At 66.7% G+C, this 18,295-nt stretch carries 16 protein-coding genes; 5 read left to right on the top strand and 11 right to left on the bottom strand.

From position 1 onward, the window contains the following. Positions 1-80: 80 nt before the first annotated feature. Positions 81-1,259 carry an acyl-CoA dehydrogenase family protein gene (locus RDCOP1_RS11980; RefSeq protein ID WP_072701428.1) on the bottom strand — a complete coding sequence of 393 codons (1,179 nt, stop codon included), beginning with the start codon at positions 1,257-1,259 and terminating at the stop codon, positions 81-83. Positions 1,260-1,425: 166 nt separating this feature from the next. Here RDCOP1_RS11980 and fabG point away from each other — a divergent pair, with 166 nt between their 5' ends. Then, positions 1,426-2,166 carry a 3-oxoacyl-ACP reductase FabG gene (gene fabG, locus RDCOP1_RS11975; RefSeq protein ID WP_072700795.1) on the top strand — a complete coding sequence of 247 codons (741 nt, stop codon included), beginning with the start codon at positions 1,426-1,428 and terminating at the stop codon, positions 2,164-2,166. A 41-nt stretch (positions 2,167-2,207) separates the two neighbouring features. Further along, complete coding sequence (locus tag RDCOP1_RS11970; protein ID WP_072700793.1) at positions 2,208-3,419, top strand: acetyl-CoA C-acetyltransferase; 1,212 nt, start codon at positions 2,208-2,210, stop codon at positions 3,417-3,419. A 7-nt stretch (positions 3,420-3,426) separates the two neighbouring features. On the opposite strand, the gene RDCOP1_RS11965 is transcribed toward RDCOP1_RS11970, so the two are convergent. The 10 genes from RDCOP1_RS11965 to RDCOP1_RS11920 all read right to left on the bottom strand — a co-directional run bounded on the left by RDCOP1_RS11965 (position 3,427) and on the right by RDCOP1_RS11920 (position 15,416). Continuing rightward, complete coding sequence (locus RDCOP1_RS11965) at positions 3,427-4,311, bottom strand: LysR family transcriptional regulator (protein ID WP_072700791.1); 885 nt, start codon at positions 4,309-4,311, stop codon at positions 3,427-3,429. Between the two features lie 2 nt (positions 4,312-4,313). After that, the gene (locus RDCOP1_RS11960; protein WP_072700789.1) at positions 4,314-5,183 is read right to left on the bottom strand and encodes a LysR family transcriptional regulator; all 870 of its coding nucleotides are present in this window, start codon (positions 5,181-5,183) and stop codon (positions 4,314-4,316) included. Between the two features lie 68 nt (positions 5,184-5,251). Then, entirely contained in the window at positions 5,252-6,814 is a 1,563-nt protein-coding gene (locus tag RDCOP1_RS11955; protein ID WP_072700787.1) for a long-chain-fatty-acid--CoA ligase, read from the bottom strand. A 255-nt stretch (positions 6,815-7,069) separates the two neighbouring features. Beyond that, positions 7,070-8,590 (bottom strand): TerD family protein, encoded by a 1,521-nt coding sequence (locus RDCOP1_RS11950; protein ID WP_072700785.1) that lies wholly within the window; start codon positions 8,588-8,590, stop codon positions 7,070-7,072. A gap of 3 nt (positions 8,591-8,593) precedes the next feature. Further along, the gene (locus RDCOP1_RS11945) at positions 8,594-9,823 is read right to left on the bottom strand and encodes a TerD family protein (RefSeq protein WP_072700783.1); all 1,230 of its coding nucleotides are present in this window, start codon (positions 9,821-9,823) and stop codon (positions 8,594-8,596) included. 56 nt (positions 9,824-9,879) lie between these two features. Next, positions 9,880-10,716: an HAD family hydrolase gene (locus RDCOP1_RS11940; protein WP_072700782.1), complete on the bottom strand. Its 837-nt coding sequence runs from the start codon at positions 10,714-10,716 to the stop codon at positions 9,880-9,882. Further along, a complete protein-coding gene (locus tag RDCOP1_RS11935) occupies positions 10,713-11,819 on the bottom strand; it encodes a cysteine protease StiP family protein (RefSeq protein WP_072700780.1) in 1,107 nt (368 codons plus the stop codon). The genes RDCOP1_RS11940 and RDCOP1_RS11935 overlap by 4 nt, the downstream gene beginning before the upstream one ends. Then, positions 11,816-13,111 carry a phosphoribosyltransferase family protein gene (locus RDCOP1_RS11930; RefSeq protein WP_072700778.1) on the bottom strand — a complete coding sequence of 432 codons (1,296 nt, stop codon included), beginning with the start codon at positions 13,109-13,111 and terminating at the stop codon, positions 11,816-11,818. Before RDCOP1_RS11930 ends, RDCOP1_RS11935 begins: the two co-directional genes overlap by 4 nt. Continuing rightward, positions 13,108-14,265 (bottom strand): HpcH/HpaI aldolase/citrate lyase family protein, encoded by a 1,158-nt coding sequence (locus RDCOP1_RS11925; protein ID WP_072701426.1) that lies wholly within the window; start codon positions 14,263-14,265, stop codon positions 13,108-13,110. Before RDCOP1_RS11925 ends, RDCOP1_RS11930 begins: the two co-directional genes overlap by 4 nt. A 29-nt stretch (positions 14,266-14,294) precedes the next feature. Continuing rightward, positions 14,295-15,416, bottom strand: a complete 1,122-nt coding sequence (locus RDCOP1_RS11920; RefSeq protein WP_072701425.1) for a serine/threonine-protein kinase — start codon at positions 15,414-15,416, stop codon at positions 14,295-14,297. 288 nt (positions 15,417-15,704) lie between these two features. Here RDCOP1_RS11920 and RDCOP1_RS11915 point away from each other — a divergent pair, with 288 nt between their 5' ends. From RDCOP1_RS11915 to RDCOP1_RS11905, 3 genes are all read left to right on the top strand, one after another. Further along, positions 15,705-16,280, top strand: a complete 576-nt coding sequence (locus RDCOP1_RS11915) for a TerD family protein (protein ID WP_072700776.1) — start codon at positions 15,705-15,707, stop codon at positions 16,278-16,280. Between the two features lie 112 nt (positions 16,281-16,392). Next, positions 16,393-17,490, top strand: coding sequence for a DUF475 domain-containing protein (locus RDCOP1_RS11910; protein ID WP_072700774.1), 1,098 nt, complete (start codon positions 16,393-16,395; stop codon positions 17,488-17,490). Positions 17,491-17,613: 123 nt separating this feature from the next. After that, positions 17,614-18,273, top strand: coding sequence for a TerD family protein (locus RDCOP1_RS11905; protein WP_072701423.1), 660 nt, complete (start codon positions 17,614-17,616; stop codon positions 18,271-18,273). Positions 18,274-18,295: the final 22 nt, after the last annotated feature.

The raw sequence follows: 18,295 nt of genomic DNA, 5'->3' as shown, positions 1-18,295 counted from the left end.
ACGGGTTCGGTCTGCTACGGGTTCGGGTGTGGAGTCCAGCGGGATTCCACACCCTCCCGTCGCCGGCCCGCGACCGAGGGTCAGCCGCGTTGAGCCTGCTTGACCAGTCCGCCACCGATGATCAGACGCTGGATCTCGCTGGTGCCCTCGTACAGTCGCAGCAGACGCACGTCGCGGTAGATCCGCTCGACCGGCACCTCGCGCATGTATCCGGTGCCGCCGTGGATCTGGACCGCCAGATCTGCGACCTTGCCTGCCATTTCGGTGCAGTAGAGCTTCGCCACCGACGGCGCGATGCGCCGGTCGGTCTCGTCGACCCAGGCCCGTGCCGCGTCGCGCACCAGCGCGCGACCGGCCATCACACCGGTCTGCTGATCGGCGAGCATCGCCTGGACCAACTGGAAGTCGCCGATGGGTGTGCCGCCCTGTGTCGCGGTCGCGGCATAGGCGACCGACTCGTCGAGCGCCCGCTGCGCCTGCCCCACCGACAGGGCGGCGATGTGCACGCGTCCCCGGGCCAGCGACACCATCGCGGCCTTGTACCCCACGTCCTCATTGCCTCCGACCAGTGCGGAGGCGGGAACCCGTACGCCGTCGAAGTGCACGTCGGAGGTCCAGGCGCCTTCCTGTCCCATCTTCGCGTCTTTGCTACCGACCTCGACGCCGTCGGTGCCGGCGGGAACGAGGAACACCGCGATACCCGGGCCGCGGTCGTCGGCGGGACGGGTGCGGGCGAAGACGACGAACAGGTCGGCAAGCGGAGCGTTGGTGATGAACCGCTTCTCGCCGGTGATCACCCAGTCGTCACCGTCGCGCACCGCCTTGGTGCGCAGTCCCGACGGGTTCGATCCGGCGCCGGGTTCGGTGAGCGCGAAGGATGCGACGACTTCTCCGGACGCGATGCCCTCGAGCCACTGCTGCTTCTGTTCGTCGGTGCCGAAGTTGACGAGGACCTGACCGGCAATTCCGTTGTTGGTCCCGAACATCGACCGCAATGCCAGTGTGGTGTAGCCGAACTCCATCGCGAGTTCGACGTCCTGGGCGAGGTTCAGGCCGAGCCCACCCCACTGCTGCGGAATCGCGTATCCGAACAGGCCCATGTCCTTCGCGGCCCGGCGGATGTCGTCGGGGATCGCGTTCGTCTCGGCAATCTCCTGTTCCCGCGGCACGACCACGTTGCGCACGAACGCACGGGTCTGGGTGAGGATCTCGCGGAAGTCGTCGTCGTCGACCTCTGCCGCCTGTGTCGAGAGTGTCATGACCTCCACTTTCCGTCTTGCCTGCGCGGCATGTCCAATACGAATGGCGCCATCGCCGTATAGGCATTGTCGATGGATCGGAAGGAGTGTGAGGCCGTATCCCACCGTTATATTCGACGCATCGACCTGCTCACGGGCGTTTCTCGACCCGCCGAAAGGAAACCTGATGTCTTTGCTGGAGAACCGCACTGCTGTCGTCACCGGTGGAGCACAGGGGATCGGTTTCGCCATCGCCCGCGAATTCGTCGAAGCGGGTGCTCGTGTGGTGATCGGTGACCTGGACCTCGACGCGGCCACCGCGGCGGCGGAAAAACTCGGGAGTCGCGAGGTTGCCCGTGCCGTGCGCAGTGATGTCGTCGTGGCGAAGGACTGGGACGCACTACTGGCAGAGGCTGTCGAAGGGTTCGGTTCGCTCGACGTGGTGGTCAACAACGCGGGCATCACCCGCGATGCCACCATGCGCACGATGACCGAGGAGGACTTCGACCTCGTGATCGGCGTTCACCTCAAGGGCACGTGGAACGGCACCCGGAAAGCGTCGGCGATCATGCGTGACGCCAAGCGTGGTGCGATCGTCAACATCTCGTCGTTGTCCGGCAAGGTGGGGATGGTCGGTCAGACGAACTACTCGGCAGCGAAGGCAGGCATCGTCGGCCTGACGAAAGCGGCCGCGAAAGAAATGGCGCATCACGGCGTGCGCGTCAACGCAATCCAGCCCGGCCTGATCCGGTCCGCGATGACCGAGGCCATGCCGCAGAAGGCGTGGGATCAGAAGATGAGCGAGATTCCGATGGGCCGCCCCGGAGAAGTCGGTGAAATCGCCTCGGTTGCACTCTTTCTCGCGTCGGACATGTCGTCCTACATGACCGGGACCGTACTCGAGGTCACCGGCGGTCGCTTCATGTGACATCCACCCGTCACCTCGTCACTTCCTCCTGAAAGGTCGTCATGCGCGAAGTTGTCATCTGCGAGCCTGTCCGTACCCCGATCGGGCGTTACGGCGGAATGTTCAAGTCCCTCACCGCCGTCGACCTCGGCGTCGCAGCACTGAAGGGGATGCTGGACCGAACCGGGGTCGCCCCCGACGAGATCGACGACGTCATTCTTGGGCATTGCAACGGCAACAGTGAAGCACCCGCGATCGGGCGCGTCGTCGCTCTCGACGCGGGTCTGCCCGTGACCGTCCCGGGCATGCACATCGATCGCCGGTGCGGGTCGGGCCTGCAGGCCGTCATCCAGGCTGCAATGCAGGTCGGCAACGGCGACAACGACCTTGTCGTCGCCGGTGGCACCGAGTCGATGAGCAACGCCGCGTTCTACTCCACCGACATCCGCTGGGGTGGGGCGAAAACCGGGGTGCAGATGCACGACGGTCTCGTACGTGCCCGTTCGACCGCCGGTGGCCGCTTCTATCCGGTCCCGGGCGGCATGATCGAAACTGCCGAGAACCTGCGCGCCGAGTATTCGATCTCCCGCGGCGAGCAGGACGAGCTTGCCCTGAACTCCCATCTGCGGGCGGTGGCCGCGCAAGCAAACGGCATCCTCGCCGAGGAAATCGTGCCGGTGACTGTGCGCAGCCGGAAGGGCGAACAGGTCGTCGACACCGACGAGCATCCTCGCGCGGACATCAGTCTGGAAGCACTCGCGGCGCTCCGCCCGATCATGGGCAAGCAGGACCCGGAGGCCACCGTGACGGCCGGCAATGCCAGCGGCCAGAACGATGCCGCGTCGATGGCTCTGGTCACGACCCCGCAGAAGGCCGCCGACCTCGGCCTCACGCCGCTCGTCCGCATCGTGTCGTGGGGCGTGGCGGGGGTCGCGCCCAAGATCATGGGGATCGGTCCCGTGCCGGCGACCGAGATCGCCCTCGCCAAAGCCGGAATCACCCTGGCCGACGTCGACGTCATCGAACTCAACGAAGCGTTCGCGGCTCAGGCTCTGGCGGTGACCCGCGAGTGGAAGTTCGGTGCCGCCGACTTCGAGCGCACCAACGTCCACGGTTCCGGCATCTCGCTCGGTCACCCCGTCGGCGCGACCGGCGGCCGGATGCTCGCGACGCTCGCCCGCGAGTTGCAGCGTCGCGAAGGCCGCTACGGGCTCGAGACCATGTGCATCGGGGGCGGACAGGGTCTGGCGGCGATCTTCGAACGCGTCGCCTGACCGCTGCTCAGGGCTGGGTCTTCGTGGACCGGACCAGGTCCACGAATGCCCGTCCGGCTTTCGACAGAGAGTCGGGAGCGAAGGCGAGACCGAACGGCCGGGTGAAGGTGGGTTCGCATGCCCGCACCACGGCGACGTCCTGGGCCGACTCGGCCAGCGACCGCTCCACGAACGACCCGCCGAGTCCAGCGAGCACCATCGGCAGTCGCGCTTCTCGGTGTTCCGTCAGCACCGCGATCGGGCGTCGCACTCCCGCGCGGCGCATCGCGTAGTCGATCTCGTCGCTCATCGCCCCGCCGCCGCGCGGCACGAACACCATCGGAATGTCGGGCAACGCGGTCAGGGCCACGGGGCCGGGCGGCAGATCCGTGCCGGGCGGATACACGAGCCAATATTCCTGCTCACCGAGTTCGATGACTTCCAGTCCGACTCCGTCTTCGAGCGGCAGATGCGCCATCACGAATTCGCAGTGCCCGTCCCGGATCACCCCGGCGGCGAGTTCTTCGGACCGGAGATCGCCGAACCGCACGGTGGACTTGGGGTGGGCGCGCCGGAACCGCGCCACCAGGTCCACGATCGGGCCGGTCGCAAGTGCCGGAAACACCATCAGGTCGAGGCTGCCCGTGACGTCGTCGGTGGAGTCCGAGAGCAGTTCCTCCACCGCGTTCACGTCACGCAGGATCTGACGGCTGGGACCGATGAGGCTCTTTCCCGCTGCGGTGAGCACCATTCCACGACCGATGCGGTGGAACAGATTGACGCCGAGTTCCCGTTCGAGGCTGCGGAGTGCTTGGGACACCGTCGGCTGCGCGACACCCAGCGCGGCGGCGGCACCGTTGATGCCGTCGTTTTCCACGACGGCGAGGAAGTACTCGACCTGCCGGAACTCCATGGCTACGCCTCCCGGCCGTCGGTGGTGGCGGACGCGAGGAACGCGGCGGCTGCCGGGGAGGGTTCCCCGGGCCGCAGCACCAGCCCGACCGGCCGCATGAACGGAGGATCCAGCGACCGGACCACAGCACCGGGCATGCGTTGCTGTGCGACCGGCCGCGACACCACTGTCGCCGCGGTGCCCCGCGTGACGAATTCCCAGATGGCCGCCGGATGCGCACAGTCGACGACGACGTTCTGCTCGCCGAGCAGTTCGCCCACCCGAGCCGCATTCGCGCGTGATCCGAGGTCGAGGACGAGCGGAATCGACCGGACACGGGCGCGCGTCACGGGATCGGGAACGTCGGTGGCGAGGTCCGGGTGCATGGCGAGCACCATCTCCTGCTCGAGGAGCGGGACGGTGATCATGCCCGCGTGCTCCACCGACATGTCGGTGACACCGATCTCCGCTTCGCCGCGGCGCAGTGCCGCATGCACGCCCGCCGGTCCGTCGGCATCGGACACGTTCACGGTGATGCCGGGATAGCGGGAACGGAATTGCTGGACGAGCGCGACGACGGGGTGGACGGAGAACGCGGAGAACGTCACGATCTCCACCCGTCCTGCCTCGAGGTCCCGGACGGCAGCGACCTTCTGCTTGGCGCGGTCCACATCGGCAAGGATGCGGCGCGCAGCGACCTCGAGGGCCCGTCCCTCCGCCGTGAGCGTGAGCCGCCGCCCGGTGCGGTCGAAGAGGGTCGTGTCCAGCCGCCGTTCGAGGGTGCGGATTGCCTGAGAAAGCGATGGTTGCGAAATGTAGAGGGCTTGAGCGGCTTTCGTGATCCCACCGTGGTCGACGACAGCCACGAAATAGGTAACGAGATGCAGGTCCACGCCGTCATCGTAGGCGACAGCGGAAACCCGCTGCCGTTCCGTGTGCCTCGGTGTTCAGCTCGGGGGCATCATCGGGAGGCGGTGTCGGACGTGCTCAGAGTGTCGCGGAGCGTGCGCTTGAGGATCTTGCCGCTCGCGTTTCGCGGCAGTTCGTCCACGACGTGGATGCGCTGCGGTTTCTTGTACGACGCGAGACGCCCGGTGGTGAAGGCGACGAGTTCCTGCTCGGAGGGCGGTTCGACGCCGTCGGCGATGCGGACCACAGCGGTGACAGCCTCTCCCCAGCGCTCGTCCGGAAGACCCACCACCGCTACCTCGGCGACAGCGGGGTGCTCGGCCAGCACGGCTTCCACCTCGACGGGATACACGTTTTCTCCGCCGGTGATGATCATGTCCTTCACCCGGTCGGTGACGAACAGGTAGCCGTTCTCGTCGAGGTGCCCGGCGTCGCCGGTCCGCAGGAAGCCGTCGTCGGTGTACAGCGCGGCCGATTCCGCGTCGCGGCGCCAGTAGCCCGAGACGTTGTTGCGGGAACGCGAGACGATCTCGCCCGTCTCGCCTTGCGGAAGCGGTTCACCCGTTGCGATATCGCGGATCTGTACTTCGGTACCGGGCAGGGGCTTGCCGGCCGAACGCAGAAGATGGGTGCGGGTCCCGCGGGGATCGTGGTCGCCGGAGCGCAGCGCGGTGAGCGCGCCCATCGTCTCCGTCATGCCGTAGCGCTGTACCATCCGGCAGCCCAGGGTGTCCATCGTCCGCGCCAGCAACGTGGGAGTGATCGGCGACGCGCCGTACGCGATCACCTTCAGACTCGACAGATCGTAGGTCGAGAGATCCGGCAGTTCGAGCAGCATGCCGATTGCGGATGGCACGAGGAAGGTGTGGCTGACCCGGTGCTCGGCGATCGCAGCCGCCACCAGCGGGGGGCGCAACTCGTCCAGCAAAACCGTGTGCAGTCCCGCCGACAACGACGTGCTGAGCCAGCCTGCCCCCGCGATGTGGAACAACGGCAGGGCGTTCAGCGAAACGGAGTCGTCCTCGAATTCGTACAAGGCGAAGGTCTCCGGGACGTTGTACAGGTTCCGGTGAACAATGACAACGCCTTTCGGTCTTCCGGTGGTTCCGGACGTGTAGAGCTGTAGCAGTTCGGTCTCGGGATCGTCTCCCCAACCGGGATCGGTGTCCTCGCCTGCCGCGACGAACTCGTCCCACGGGCATGCTTCGGCCACCGCGCTGTGGTCACCGACGACGACGATGCGGAGGCCCGGAACAGCCGCCGCGATCGCTGCTGCCGACGCCGCGAAGTCGGACTCGACGATCAAGACCTCCAGTTCGGCGTCCACCGCGATCGCGGCGACCTCGTGGGGAGTGAGGCGCCAGTTGAGCGGGGTGAAAACGAGACCGGCCTTCGCGCACCCGACGAAGGTCGCCACTCCGGGCAAACCCATGCGCAGCAATGCGCCGACGCGTCCCGGCGCCGACGCCAGCGAGGTCAACGCACACGCCATGCGGTTGGTGTACGAGTCGAACTCACCGTAGGTCAGGGTGGTTTCGCCTTCGGTGACCGCCGGTCGATCCCGGCGCTCGACGGCGAAACGACGGATTCGATTCGGAAGGTGCAGTTCGCTCACGTCATGCGCTCCTGATCGGCGATCGCGCGAACGGAGTGATCACGCTTTCCCAGTCCAACACGACCGTGACGGCGGCCACAAGAACCCCGCCGCCGCACGCCCCCATAGGGAGAACCTATGGAGCAGGATCGTCTGGACACCACGTCTTCGGCGATGGCGGGACTTCCCTGGCGTACGAGGAAGCAGCGGATCTGTTGTGGGAGGGCGCAATTACTTCTATGTTCGAGGCCCGCCCGCGCTCGCCGCGGACTTGATTCAGCCTCCGCCGACTTCGAGTGTCGCAACTACCCGGTGCAGAAACTCGGTGTCGCCGGGGAGCGTGTCGGCTGCGAACCGCCAGTCCGTGTTCGTCCACGGGTCGGCAAGATGCCCGTCCTCGGACGCGGGCAGATGCTGCGACGCGTCGTGCAGCAAGTCGTATGCGGGATTGTCCACGACATCGTCGTCCGCACCGGTGATCACAATCGAAATATTCTGTGCCGAACTCATTCTCGCGAGATGCACAATGTTCACCAGATCGATGCTGTCGAACCCGTGCGGCAGGCCCGCGAGCACGATGACGCGTGGTTCGGGCCGGCGCGTGTCGGCACCGGAGGACAGTGCCAGGCCTGTGAGGTCGGCGGCTTCGGCGAGGCCCTTCAGTTTCGGCGCCACCCCGGCGACGTCGTGAATGGGAGGTCCGGCGAGCATCGGGCGTGCCAGTCCGCCCAACGCGCGCAACGATCCGGACGGATCGATGATGTCGAGGCGTGATCCGGGGCGCGCGGAAAGCAGTCGCAGTGCCAGCGACGATGCCACCGCGCCGGCAACTGCGGTCTCACCGTCGATCCACAACGGCCTACCGAGGGGAAGCGGTACGCACAGCGGTAGCCGGAGCGCCCCACGTTCGGGTGCCGACAACTCGCCCACGCGCACACCGTCTCCCGGGACAAGCGTGCCGCGCCATGCGCCCGAGTCCCACGAGGCAAGCGACGCGGGCAGCACCGCATCGACCGTCTCGAGTTCGGCGGTCAGTGTCACGCTGTCGGCGCGATGCCGGGCTTCCGCTGCCGCAACGAGTTCTTCGCAGCGCCGGTGTGCTTGTGCGCGGGCGGTTTCCGCCGCCTCGCCGGTGCGGGCGGCGGGGTCCGCCACCGCCACCGACAATTCGTCGTCGAGCCGATGCTGCGCGTATTCGTGCGCAGCGACGTAGGCGGCGGCCGATCGGGAGGCGTCTTCGAAGATCCGCCACACCAGTTCGCATGACGGAGGGAGTTCGGTTCCGGTCGTCGGTGGTGCCGCATCCGCCTGTGCGGGAGCAGCATCGGCGGGTTCGTCGACGACGACGCCGTGCGCCGTGAACATCTCCGCGAGTCCACCGGCATAGCCCGCACCGAGCGCGCGCATCTTCCAGTTTCCGTTGCGACGGTAGATCTCCCAGCACAGAAGAGCGGATTCTGTGCCCGTCACCGGTGTGATGTGGAAGGACGCGAGGAGTGTTCCGTCGGCGTGACACAGCGTGGTGGACACCGAGGTCGTAGATTCTGCTCCCACAGCGCAAAGCACTCGCGCGCCCGGGCGCACGGCGTCCGGCTCGAGGACGATGGTGTCGCCCTCGACCCGGACGCCCGCGGTGGCCGGCTGGTTGTAGAAGACCACGTCGTCCGAGGTCGCGACCTGCAGGAGGTCGTCCACCACGAATGCGCACAGGTCGAGCTGAACCTGCGCGGACGCAGCGAAGCGCAGCGTGCGGCCCGTCAGCGGGGCGTTCTGCCCCGCTGAGAATTCATGGGTCATCCGCTACGTAGCCAGGAACCGGCCCAGCTGGGGTGCGGCCTCACCGGGATGCTTGGCCTGGATCCCCTCGCCGATCGCTTGCAGCTTCCAGGAGTTGCCCTCGCGGTACACCTTCGCCATCACCATGCCCGTGAACGGCATACCGCCCTGCATGGTGTAGCGGGCGAGTTCGGCGTTGGTGGTGCCGTCGACGAGGCGGCAGAACGCGTTCTGAACCTGCTCGAAGGAGTGGCCCTTGTACGACGTGACGACGAACATCACGGTCGTGATGTGCGCAGGGATGCGCGTGAGGTCGACGAGTACGACCTCGTCGTCACCCGCTCCCTCACCGGTCAGATTGTCGCCTTGGTGCTGGACCGATCCGTCCTTCGACTGCAACTGGCCGTAGTAGGCCACGTCCACGATGTTGTGGTCGGCGAACAGGACGGCGGACGCGTCGAGGTCGACGTCGGCGGAACGATTGCCGAACAGCCCGCGCTTCTCGATCGGATCCCAGCCGAGGCCCATCCGCAGGTACGTCAGTGCCACGCCGCCTTCCTTGCGGAGCGTGACCTTCTGGCCCTTGACGAGGCTCACGGGACGGTTCTTCGACAGGCTTACCTCGGTGGGCTGCGCAGGTGCGGCCGCCGGCGGCGGAGCCTGGTTGAACTGCTGCTGGGGCGCGGGCGGCGGGGTGTACTGCGGCTGCGGCGCCGGGGGCGGCGTCTGGGCAACGCTCGGTGCCGGGGCGTCGTCGACGGACACTCCGTGATCGGTGACGAGCGCCGCGAATCCGCCCGCGTAGCCCTGGCCGACCGCGCGCACCTTCCACGACCCCTGTCGCCGGTACAGCTCGAGAGCGATCACGATGGACTCGCTGGACAACCCCTCGATCCGGTATTCGAACAGCACGTTGCCCGCCGTGTCGGAGACGCGGGCGGTGGGCGGCGCGAAACGGCCGAAACTGCTTGTCGCGTCGTCGAGTGTGATCACCGCGCGCACCTGGTCGATGTCAGCGGGAACCTGCGGCAGTGAGACGGCCAGCGACGAATTCTGTCCAGCCTGTCCGGGTACGAGACGCACACCCGGCCCGGCCGGCTGGTTGAAGAACACGAAGTCGGCGTCGGACCGCACCTTTCCGTCGGCCTTGACCAGCAGCGCCGAGAGATCGGCGGGCGTCGTGAGCTCGAGCGAAACGACGACGTCGGAGACGTTGAGCGGTCCGTTCTGACCCTTGGAGAGCGAAGTCGGCAAGAGATGTGTCCTCACTGTGTCGGCGACCGGGGTTGGCGGTCGCATGCAGTCCTACTCTACGAAGCGCCTTCGACGCGGGCCGACCGGGCGAACCAGGAGAGAATCTCCTCACCGGCCGCGATCCCCGACTGTTCGGTCACCGAGAGGTTCGAATGCTGCCACTCGAGCAGTTCGAGCTCGCCGTGGCGCGGCCGGATCGCAGCGTCCGCGGCCATCAGCATCTCGGCGTCGAGCGCGCCGTCACCGGCCGCGAACACCGGGGCGTCGGCGTCGATCACCCCTTCCTCGGCGAGCCGGCGGTACACCTCGGCGACCGCGTGCGATTTACAGACACTGTCCGGCATCGTGTAGATCTTGCGGCCCTGCTGCGAGGCGTTCCATCCGCGACCCTGGCACCAGGTCTGCCACTCCTCGAGGAACCCGGCGGGTTGCGCGGCGACGTCGACGACGAGATAGCAGAACAACTCGTCGGCGATCCGGAACTTGGTGACCCAGCTCTCGGAGATGCGGGCGCGCAGTTCGGCGGTGACCTCGTCGAGGCCGGCGCCTCCCTCACGTACCGCGGCATCCACGTGCCGGCGCCACTGCTCGTCGAGTTTCCCGTCCGCCAGCAGCGCTCCGCCGTTGCTGGCGATGGCGTAACGCCACGGACCGCCGGGCAGATCGATCCGGCGGAACTGTTCGGGCGTCCGGGTGGTGGTGGGTACGACGGTGTGCGCGGTGGTGAGGTCCTCGAGTTGCCGGGCGGCGGTCTCGGTGACGTACGACAGCGGGGCGCCGTCGAAGTACTCGATGCACCTCAGATTCTCTGTCGAGTACTGCGATCCTGTCATCGCCGCACGCGAGTAGATGAGGGTGCGGTCCAGATCGGTGGCGATCAATGCTGCTGTCATGGTAGGTCCTTGATCAATCCCATACACGAATACGCGAGGTCGGGTATCTCTTCGACGGGCACGTCCCGAGCCGCTGCGAGCATCCGGATGTGCGCGTGTTCGTCGGCGGTGAGGTCGCGCACAAGGACCTTCCACGGGACGCGGCGCAGCAGTACCCGGGTTGTCTCCCCCACACCCGGCTTGACGAAGTTGATGCTCGAGATGCCGTACCGCACGCGGATGCGTTCCACGGACTCCCAGCCGGCCCAGGTGGGTTCCCGGTCGGATTCGAGCAGCGCGCGGGCGCTCTCGAATGCCGATGCGCGGTCGCCGAATTCGGCTGAGACCGTGTCGAGGAGGAGATTCGAGACGTCGTCGCCCGCGAGTTCGGCGTAGAACTTTGCTCCGTGGAACTCGCCGGGACCTATCCAGGCGTCGTTCAGCACCGTGCGCGACACCAGCCCCGATACCGTCGAGTTCAGGCAGGCCGACGCGATGAGGAAGTCGTCGCGGGTGCCGTAGGTGCGCACGCAGTGTCCGGGATCGGCGAGCACGGCGAGGTCGTCCGACAGGACGGGTCCGCCGGCAGCGGAGTACTCCGCGAGGGCGGCGGACAACTCCCTCGCGATCGCCCCCTTGCCGGTCCAGCCGTCGACGAAGACGACCGAGCGAGGGTCATGGTGTGCGGTTATGTAATCCAGTGCGGCAGAGTCGATTCCGCGTCCCCGCACGATCGAGACCGCGTAGTGGGGCAGCGACAGACCGTGGTGACGCTGCGCCCAGCGGCGGATCAGGATCCCCACCGGGGTGCCCGCGCGTGCCAGCGACACGAGGGTGAGATCCGTTCCCCGTTCGGCGATCAGCAGTTCGGTCAAGGTACCCACCGCGTGCGCGAGCCGTCCCGCGGTCGACGCCAGAGCTTTGTCGAACAACTCCCGGTACGGAGCGTCGGGTTGGTACTCGACCGGGAGAGATTCCGCGTAATGCGCGAGACCCGCCTGGATCCGGGCTTCACGCTCGGCGATATCTCCTTCGAGATCGACGTGCGAGAGGTCTTTGAGGAGCCAGGTCGCCTCGTCGGGGGCGTACGAACCGAATTCGGGTCCGGTCAGCGGCGTGGTCATACGGTCTCCCTCGAAGCGCGCAGTGCTGCCGGATCTGTGGCGGGAACGATCGCGACCAGTACGTCCTCGCCGGCGGCGGTCAGGACGTCGAGCGCCCCACCGTCCGCGCGCAGGCGGTCGGTGTCGGCCGGAGAATCGATCACCAGAACCAGCTCCGGTCGTTCGGTGGCAGGCTCGGGCCACCGGGCGTTGTACAGGTACCGGGCCGCCTCGGCTTCGTGTTCGGACGGAATGTGTTCGGGTGCGACGAAAGAGAATCCGCGCCGCAACGGATAACCGGGAACGTCCCGGACGAACGCGGGCGACCGTGTCGTGGTCTGGAATGTGGCCGGGGTTCCGCGGGTCGCGAGTGCATGCGCGAGCCGCAACGGGAGGTACATGAGTTCCTCGTGACCGATCACGATCACCGGGCGGTCCGTGTCCCGAACAGAATCGACGACCTCCGCAGCCGTGGTGATCGCGGAGTCGTAGCCGGCGAAGTCCGCGCGGACCACGCCGTGGCGTCCACCGTCGGGAACATCCGACGGCCACGGAACCTCGATGAATCGGACCGAACCTCGCTGCGGCGCGACGGGATTGAGCTCGGGAACCGGCAGCGCGGTGACGCGGTCGGTGAGATCGGCGGGCAGGACGGTGTGTCCCTGCGCGAGACTGACATGCTCGATCGTCGTACCGAGTTCGAGTTCGGCTGCCGAGGTGAAGCGACGATGTTCGTCTCCGCGCATGTCCACCAGCGAAGCGATCACGTAACGGTCGCGGGGGTGGGAGCGGTGCAATGCACGAATTGCGTCGATCGCGGTTGCTCCGGTAGAGATTTCGTCGTCGACGAGGACGAGCGGTGCGGTATTTGAGAAGAGATCGGGCGAAGTCGGCTGCAACAGGTGCGAGGTCGCGTGCGAATGCCCCTCTTCGAAACCGGCGAACACCTCCGCGCCGGGCACGCGACGGCGCGTCGAATGCAGGTAACACCCGGCGTCCAGGGCTTCGGCGACGCAGTGGCCCAAACCGGTAGCTGTCTCGGCGAATCCCAGGACGAGAGCTTCCCGGGCGACGTCGCCGAGCAGGTCGGCGACGAGTTCGCCCAGGCGCCGTCCGGCGCCCAGCACCACTGCGGGATCGGTGGGAATGTGTTTGCCGAGCACCGTCGACACCAGAAGGTGCGCGCGCCGCGGGTTCCGGCGCAGTCCGGGCTGGACGAGTTCAGGGACGGTGTATCCGGTCGACGTGTCGCGATGCTCGAGTGCGAGACCGAACTCCTCGGTGGCCCAATACTTCTGGAGAGTGTCGGTCATCGGTCCACCAGCGCCGTCAACAGGTCGACGAATGTGACGCCCTTGTTGGTGACCCCGAACACGGAGGCGCGCACCAAAGTTTGTTCCGCCCAGGTGCGGTGCGGTCGGCGTTCGTTCATCTTGTTGCCGTATCCGGACGCGCTCACTCCGCCGGTGTCGCGGTCGAGGATGTCCGTGGCGTCGTGGAACTCCTCGTGCGTGACCGCCGACAGCGCGTGAACCGCCGCGACGTGCGACGGATGGATGACCGTCTTGCCCTGGATGCCGTTCGCGCGATCCAGCGCGATCTCCCGCAGGAGACCGTCGAGGTCCCGGCTCACCAACTGCTGCCGGAACACCACCGCATCCTGCTCCTCGAACGGTGTGGCCCGCAGCATCGGGCGGAACATGCGTTCGTGATCGGCGAAGTACTCCCATACCGGACCGGTGATGACGAATCCGGTGCCGTCGGTGCGACCGAGGTGATTGACGATGTCCGCGATCACGTCCACGACGACCCGCACGTCGTAGATCGTCAGATCACGGTCGCGGCGGATCCCGAATGTCGCGCACATGTCGGTCGCGCCGATCCGGACGGCGAGGATCCGGTCGCGATGCTCGGCGAGCAGCAGGGCGATCGCCCGCAACTCGTCGTCGCGCGTTTCGCGGTGCACCACGGCAGCAGACTCGATGACGGGCATCGCGTAGAGGTGCCGCCCGATCCTGCCGGACGCAGCGGCGACCGCCTCGAGGAATGCACGTCCGGACGTCGCACCGAACTTGGGAAGCACGAACCCGGTGAGCACGCTGTGTCCGGGACCGAGCATCGCGGTGAGCCGATCGACCCCGTCAGGGGTACGGACTCGGACGAACAGCATCATCGGGGGTTCGTCGCGGAGGGCGAGCGCGTCGAGGGTCGCGACGGCGTTGCGGAGCCCGTCCTCGACTTCGTCGTCGGCCACGGCGTCCTCGAGATCGAGGACCATCGAGGTCACCCCCTCGCCGGCGCGTCGCAGGATGGTCGACGTGAGGTCGTGGCGGGTCGCGGGGACGTACAAGGTCGCTCCGAGGGCCATCGCGAGTCGTTCGCGGGCGTCGCTGTGACCGAAGGGCTGAGGGGGGTGGAAAAAGAGTCGGTCCAAGGTGGGCCGATCCAGATGTCGGAAGTGCCGCATTGCGCGCACCTCGGTGAAAGTCGCCCCGGTCATCGGTCCGTGTTCCGTCCTCTCATTCGATTCACCACTCCGGTGATGAACGTCGATACCGCGTCCAGGTCTTTGACATATGCCCAGTAGTCGGGATGTACGCCTGACAGCGCATCGACTGCCCGGTCGATCCGATCGAGCTGGGCGTCGAGGACGGAACCCCATTCTGCTGTGAGTCCCCGCTGTACCGCGAGGTGTTGTGCGTCACGCAACCGAAAGCGCACGTCACGGACCTTGGCGTCGGGATCTGCCTTCACCGCGCGCAACGTGGCGAGCCGCTCGGTCACTGCGTCGACGAGTGCCTCGGCCTGTGCGAGTTCGGCGCGCACCACACCGGCCTGGGCGAGAGCTTGTTCGGGGTTCCCCGCACGGAGTGAAGTCCGTGCCACCTCGAGTTCTTCGGCGGCACGCTCGAGCAGCAGAAGGGCCTGTTGTTCGTTGCCGGACAGATCTGCGGAACTGGCCGCGTTGAATTCGCGCAGCAGTGCCGAGTAGGCCGGCGAGAGTCCCTCCGAACGGGTGCGTACGGCGCCGAGCCGGGTGGTGACGGAGGCGAGGGTGTTGCGCGCCTCGGCTTCGCGTCCCGGCGCTTCGGCGAGCGCTTCACGGAACGCCGCCGTCGTTTCCTCCACCCGGTGGGCGGCGGTGCGCACGGTGCCGGCCCCGACCGCGGAGTCCAGGTTGCGCAGAGCCCGCTGCAACGCCTCGGTGGTCGCGCGGACCGACGGATAGTCGGCGAACGCACGGTTGCCCGGAAGATCCAGCGCCTCCAGGGCGCCACGGGCATCGGCGCCGACACGCTGTGCCAGCTGCGGCGCGGTCTGCGCGACGGTCACCGCGTGCTCGAGGTGGCCTCGGTTGCTCTCGTAGAACTGGTCCAGAGTCCTTGCCGCGTCTGCGATCTGGTGGGTCACCTGCTCGTATGCCGCAGCCGGCGAAAGCTCGTCCCCGGGTTCGGTACGAGCCAGTTGCAAATACGCTTCGGCAGCCAGGTAGCACTTGTGCCTGATCGGTTCCCACACGCGGAGAAGGCCTCGTTCCGGCGCGATCTCGTGGGATGCGACGACGCTCGCCTCCGCAACGGACTGGCGTTTGTCCATGTCGAGGAACGCGGCCACCATCGCGTCATGGGCGCGGAGGGCCGCGGGATCATCGGTGCGCCCGCCGCCGAAGAGGCGGCGCGTCCATCGGCTCGCCACAAGACCGAATGGTACTGGTCGCCCGACCCACGCCTGTCTTCTCGACATTCCCGCTCCGCGCGACTCGGCTTTCAGGGGGTCACCCGGCCCGGAGTCGGCATAGTGGGTAGGGGCGCACCTCACAGAGACCTATTACTGTGGTGGCATACGCGCAACCTGGGCGTGCCCTTCCGGTACGTCGACCCGTAGGAACGATCGAAAGGACCCCGCATGGGCGTCAGCTTGACCAAGGGTGGCAACGTTTCGCTTACGAAGGAAGCGCCGAACCTCACGGCTGTGGCCGTCGGCCTCGGCTGGGACGTGCGTACGACCACCGGTACCGACTTCGACCTCGACGCCAGCGCGATCGCTACGGGTGCCGACAAGAAGGTGGTTTCCGACCAGCACTTCATCTTCTTCAACAACATGAAGTCGCCCGACGGCTCGATCGAGCACGCCGGCGACAACCGCACGGGTGAGGGCGAGGGAGACGACGAGGTCATCAACGTCGATCTGTCCGCCGTTCCGGCGAACATCGAGTCCATTTTCTTCCCCGTCTCGATCTACGACGGCGAGACCCGCAGCCAGTCGTTCGGCCAGGTGCGCAACGCGTACATCCGCGTCGTCGACCGCGCCAACGGCACCGAGCTGGCCCGCTACGACCTCTCCGAGGATGCCTCCACCGAGACCGCCATGGTCTTCGGTGAGCTGTACCGCAACGGTGCCGAGTGGAAGTTTCGGGCCATCGGCCAGGGCTACGCCTCGGGCCTGTCCGGCATCGCGCGCGATTACGGTGTCAACGTCTAGTTCGATCCTCGTGATCCGGTCCCGGCCGCGCCGGGGCCGGATCGCCGCTCTCCGGAGCCTGCAGTAACCACCCTGCACAGCCCCTGACCTCTACTCAGAAAGGCCACGCTTCGTGGTTCTGCGAATATTCGGCCCGTCGCTGGCCGTCACCGTCATCTCTCTGGTGGTGGCGTTCCTCTACGGCGGCCCCCAGGCTCTGTTTCTCTGTGTGATCCTCGGCATCCTCGAAGTCTCGCTCTCGTTCGACAACGCGGTCATCAACGCGACGGTCCTGCGACGGATGAGCGAGTTCTGGCAGAAGATCTTCCTCACCATCGGCATCCTCATCGCCGTGTTCGGCATGCGTCTGGTGTTCCCGCTGCTCATCGTGTGGGTGGCATCCGGACTCGGCCCGGTGGCAGCAATCGATCTTGCACTCAATCCGCCGCCGGACGGCGCCGCATACTTCCCCGACGGCAGCGCGAGCTACGAGACGCTGATCACCGACGCGCACCCGCAGATCGCTGCGTTCGGCGGCATGTTCCTGCTCATGTTGTTCCTGCACTTCATGCTCGAAGAACGTGAGATCAAGTGGCTGCGATGGCTCGAAGTGCCGCTCGCGAAGGCCGGCAAGCTCGACCAGCTCGAGGTTGTCGTCGCCACCGCACTGCTGCTGATCACCGCTACCGTCATCGCACCCGAGGACAAGGTGTCGACGGTGATGATCGCCGGTGCGCTCGGCATGATCACCTACATCGCGGTCAACGGTCTCGGCGAGATGTTCCATATCCCCGAAGAGGGCGAAGAATCCTCGGGCGGACCCTCCGGACTGGCGAAGGCCACCGGTAAGGCCGGGTTCTTCCTGTTCCTCTACCTCGAGGTCCTCGACGCTTCGTTCTCGTTCGACGGCGTCATCGGGGCGTTCGCGATCACGTCCGACCCGATCATCATCGCCCTGGGTCTGGGCTTCATCGGCGCGATGTTCGTCCGATCCATCACCATCTTCCTCGTCCGCAAGGGCACGCTGAACGACTACGTGTATCTCGAGCACGGCGCCCACTGGGCGATCGGCGCGCTCGCGTTGATCCTGCTGTACTCGATCGGCACGCACGTTCCCGAGGTGATCACCGGCCTGGTCGGTATCGCCCTGATCGGCGCGGCTTTCGCTTCGAGCATCTACCGCAACCGCAACAGCAAGAAGACGGACGCAGTCGAAGAAGTGTCCGCCTGACAAGTACGACCGTGAGATCCACAGCGATGGGAGCCCTCTGCCCGAATCTCGGGACGGGGGCTCCCATCGCTTTTTCGTACCCCCGTGGATCTCGCACCCACCACTCCGACGAAAGGCAACCGAATGGCAATCGACTACAGCAAGAAGCCCGAACAGAACACCGGGGGCGTGAACCTCGACAAGATCAATCTCACCAAGGACGCCCCCACCGTCAGTCTGTCCAAGGGCGGGTCCGCGCGGGGCGTCACGCGCGTCAACCTCGACTGGTCGCGTGGCGAGCAGAAGAAGGGCTTCCTCGCGAAGCTGACGGGGGCGAGCAACGGTGTCGACCTCGACCTCGGCTGCCTTTTCGAACTCGCCGACGGCTCCAAGGGCGTCATCCAGGCCCTCGGCAACAGCTTCGGATCGCTGAACACTCCGCCCTACATCCACCTCGACGGTGACGACCGCACCGGGTCGGTGGCCGGTGGCGAGAACATGCACATCAACTTCGAACGGCCGGAACTGTTCAAGCGCGTGCTGATCTTCGCAATGATCTACCAGGGCGCGCCCAACTGGGCCGCCGTCGACGGTGTCGTCACGCTGTCCCCGCCGTCCGGACCGCAGATCGAGGTCCGCCTCGATTCCCCCAACAACGGGGCACGCATCTGCGCCATCGCGATGATCGAGAGCACCGGGCAGGGAGTGACGGTGAACCGGCTGGTGGAGTACATCGACGGCAGCCAGTCCGATCTCGACCGCAAATACGGTTGGGGCATGAAGTGGCAGGCCGGCCGGAAGTAGCACGCCACAAGGACTGCCGGGT

Source organism: Rhodococcus coprophilus NBRC 100603, from assembly GCF_001895045.1.
In the GTDB taxonomy this organism is placed as follows: domain Bacteria; phylum Actinomycetota; class Actinomycetes; order Mycobacteriales; family Mycobacteriaceae; genus Rhodococcus; species Rhodococcus coprophilus.
This window is presented reverse-complemented; position numbering and strand designations above follow the sequence as displayed.